This is a genomic window from Endozoicomonas sp., from assembly GCF_031844845.1.
GTDB lineage: Bacteria > Pseudomonadota > Gammaproteobacteria > Pseudomonadales > Endozoicomonadaceae > Endozoicomonas.
This window is the reverse complement of record NZ_JAVRMB020000285.1, coordinates 1-3805: the sequence shown is the minus strand read 5'-3', so window position 1 is coordinate 3805 and position 3805 is coordinate 1. Positions and strand designations below refer to the sequence as shown.

General features: G+C 44.3%; 3 protein-coding genes. All 3 read right to left on the bottom strand.

The features are described from left to right. The coding region (locus RM811_RS15190) for a hypothetical protein (protein ID WP_402525890.1) at positions 1-545 on the bottom strand (545 nt) is incomplete at its 3' end. Between the two features lie 429 nt (positions 546-974). Next, positions 975-1793: a hypothetical protein gene (locus RM811_RS15185; RefSeq protein WP_402525887.1), complete on the bottom strand. Its 819-nt coding sequence runs from the start codon at positions 1791-1793 to the stop codon at positions 975-977. 281 nt (positions 1794-2074) lie between these two features. Beyond that, entirely contained in the window at positions 2075-3592 is a 1518-nt protein-coding gene (locus RM811_RS15180) for a hypothetical protein (protein WP_402525885.1), read from the bottom strand. Positions 3593-3805: the final 213 nt, after the last annotated feature.

The following is a 3805-nucleotide window of genomic DNA, read 5'->3' as shown; positions in this document are numbered from 1 at the left end:
AACAGTTCCGGCATGGCATCCTGTGCGGATTCCCTTTGGTGGTACTCCTCAATAATTACCGCTCTGGCCTCTTGGGACATCACCATTTCACGGCCTGCTTTTTTGTCCAGATAATTATCGGTTGTGGCTTCATCCCTTGCCCGATAAACGCTGTCGGCAAACCATTGTGACAGGGCTTCGGTTTCCTCCGGGGAGTATGGCCTTGGCGTTGGTTCTGTCCGCTCACGTCGGGCAAAAAAGATCAGGTTCCGGTTCAGGGCACCGTTGACCGATTGGGAGATAAACGATTTGTGACTGGTAAGTTCGCCCGGTGTGATATGCCCAATAATGCTGATATGGGGGCTGGTGGCGACCCTTGGAGTCACCGTTATGTTGGACAGGGTTTTTCCGTCGTAGGCATCCCTCAGAACCATGGACAGGGTATTCCCGCCGCGCTGATCCTGGGCCAGCACGTTGGCATATTCAGACTCAGTCACCAGTAGTCGTTTATCCATTACGCCCTTTTCGTCTTCTTCATCCTCCGGGTCTTTAATGGCCTGTATCAAGCCTTCACCGGATCAGATAGATCGTGCCAGCCACCCTTCGACTCCGTTCAGGCTGAACGGAGATTGAGTTCAAAATGTGGAAATTATTTCAGGACAATTCCTAAGTACACTGAGCCGAGTATTATCGATGCTGGTTGGTGTACGTTCAGCAAGCGGGCGATCACCATGTGCTCCAGCTGGGCCTGAACATACATGGGTTGCTGCACTTAGGATTTGTAATTAAATAACATCCCGATCCATCACTTGCTCAGGAACGGCAACATTGTTTCATTTAGAATTTGTGCTGAAAAAATTTCCCTGTTTAACTCGTATCCCGTTCGTCCTGAGCCCCCCAAGGGCATGACTCCGAGCCCAACAATCAAGTTCATACCAGGCACCCTTCGACGAGCTCAGGGTGAACGGAGATTGAAATTCAAATCGGGAAGTTATTTAGTGACGGTTCCTTAGTGTCGGTGGTGCATGTCGGTCACCGGCTTTATACACCACATCAACTGTTCTGCCCAGATTACTCTTGCCGGTCAAGTTGACCTCAATGCCCTTTTGTTTGAGAACTCCCTGCTCGCGGCGAAGGATATTACCCAGGCCCCGTGGACTTTTTGGCCAGCCACTGAAATCGGTCTTGAATAGATTCAACTGTTTCAGGAGGTGACTGATAATTCCATTGAACACCTGACCTTCACCACGCTGCTGGCAGAGGTCCACCAGGGCATTGGCTACAGGGCTTCCTTCAAGGCTATTATCAATCAGTTCATGGGTATTACGCTGAAACACCGGCATGAGGGAAGCAGGACTGCCAAGCACCGGACAAACCGCCTCACCCAATAAGGAAAAATCTGCCATACGAGGGAGTTTATCGAGTTTGATGGTAGGTAATCGTGCAGTGGCATCCGCCAGTAACGTCAACAATGCTCCCAGCAAAGCAGGTTGATCTCGAGTGAATGCCTGTTCCAGATCCGTTTTTGTCTTTCGGCTGCCAGAGGCCAAAGAAGGCAGCTCAGTACTGATACAGCGATCAATCAAATCAAGCCGTGTTGCCATCGGCGAAATGCCATTAATAATCTGAGGCCGCAGGGCACTTAATACCGTCTCATCCGCATCGGTATAAGCCGTCCTTTTAACGTAAGCGGACCCGGTGCTTATCTGGCAGAGCAAATCCTGCTGATCATCAGTCAGGTGACTAATATTCTCATAGGTCATCACCCAGTCACTCTGAGCGCTGACAAACAACCCCTCCAAACTTCTTAACACCTCCGTGACCGGCCAACAGTTCAAGAACGGATTTCTAAGTATTCTGACGGAAGCATTCTAACAGCCAGACAGAACCCGATCCTGTTCGGCAACAGCTTCCAGCCTGAGGCCGTTACTTCAACCACCTGCCAATCATCATTGCAAAAATCCCGGCCAGCCTCATCAGTAAACAGGTCACAATTCACTCTGGCCAGTTCCCGGGGCGCTCCATAACTGAACTGTTATGAGCCGTGGTAACGGCGGTTTCCATTAATGTCTGCAGTGGGTTTTGGGTGTCTTTTTTATTCTTCTTTTTTATTCTTTTCCTGTTCGGTGGAGCAGTGTGCATTCAGGAGTTCACAAGCCTGCTTTACATGCTTGATAGTACAACCTTCATCAAATTCAAAATAACCGCTCACTATTGTTGTAACTAGTCCTTTTTTATCAAAAACATCAGATGAAAAACCTTTTGATTTCAGGAATGATAAAGGTAGGGAATTATAAGGATAAAAAAGATTCTCATGGGTAAAATAAAAGATACAGAGTTCAACTGAACTCGCGGTATCCTTGTCGTAAATATTTTCTAGTACATCATTATTAATCCCTGTCAAGATCTCTTGATCTTGATTCGGGCTGCTGCAATCCATTGATTCTTGAATTTTATGGTTTTTATATTTATGCATCCTAAGGATATGTTGGAAATCATGCTCCATAAGCATTGTACATCTCATAAGATGGTCGTCATGAAGTGCAATATTTCCCTTGAGTAGACCCGCAGGATGAATGTTATACCGAGTAGATTTTAGAAAGAAGTCAATGTCAAGTTCATCAAAACAAGGCAACATCAAATAATCTGGCCCATCTTCAGCTGCATCTATAGCCTTCAGGTACCCTAAAATAAATCTACACATTAAGGCGTGGAAATCGTAAGGCTTGACACCGAGCGTATTATTAAGCTTTGCATCAAAAGAGTCGTTAGCTTCGTGGTCATTATAATTGTGTTCGTTAATTTCGCGCATGGTATTTACTTTGTTGTCACTATCAGCATATGGATAGTTTTTAAATACGCTGATCATAAGTGCATATCTCAATGACAGTATTAGAACTTCTCTGTAGGAAGGTGGTGCATTTACATCTACATCGTGTAATTTAGCCACATCCTGCTCAAGCAAGGTGATTTGTGCAAATTGCTCACGGTCTTCATCGTTATTTCGGTTTAGCTCTGCACGCAAAACAGTGAGTATGTTGCTTAGCGGGGTTTTAAACATAATATGAGAGAAATTGGCAAGACCTTTCTTCTTAAAGTCGGACTGCATTGTAAGAATTGTTTCTGAAAGTTCTGCTTCTTTTATCATTTTGATGACTGGGTCATCTTTAAGTTTAATACGAGAAGCCTCAGTGTTTAATCTGTTAAATAGCTCGGTAAATTCGGAAAAATGTGGGACATCCATATTATCTGATTTATAGATAACAGTGTTCCTTAAGTGTGCATTAAGTCTGCTGATTGAATATTCTTTCAAAGGTTTATCAGCATACTGAGAGGTTTCAGTTTTCGGGTCGAACAAATATTTCACAAAGTCCAGGACCAAGGGGTCAGAGTGATTGTTGATATTCTCAGTACTATCTTTACTGCATAGAAGAGGTTTAGACCTTGCATCCGCCTGTTTGTTTATTTTGACTGGGGGATACGTTATTTCATCATCCTTAACCGGTGACACCGATCGCCCCATATGGATCTTTGAGGGTGTGCTTAGGCCAGGATCGGATAAGGTCTTTGTCATTTCACTATTAATATGGCCAGTGTTAATTACTGATTGCATTCTTAATTCCCTAAGTAGGTGATAGTTTGCTTTCGAATATTTTCGACCACTATTCACGGAATAAATTCAAACTCTTTCCTGATTACCACCGAACTTACGTCATGAGCCCTCTGCTATAATAAACGTCAAATGACTTTCATTTTTGGAGGATATACTGATGAGTAAGAATACGATTCAGTTCCAAAAAGGCATTAGCATTAGGGAGTTTTTGGA

Excerpts from the sequence above, each read along its gene's own strand:
- RM811_RS15180 (WP_402525885.1), bottom strand. The coding sequence starts at position 3,592 with ATGCAATCAGTAATTAACACTGGCCATATTAATAGTGAAATGACAAAG.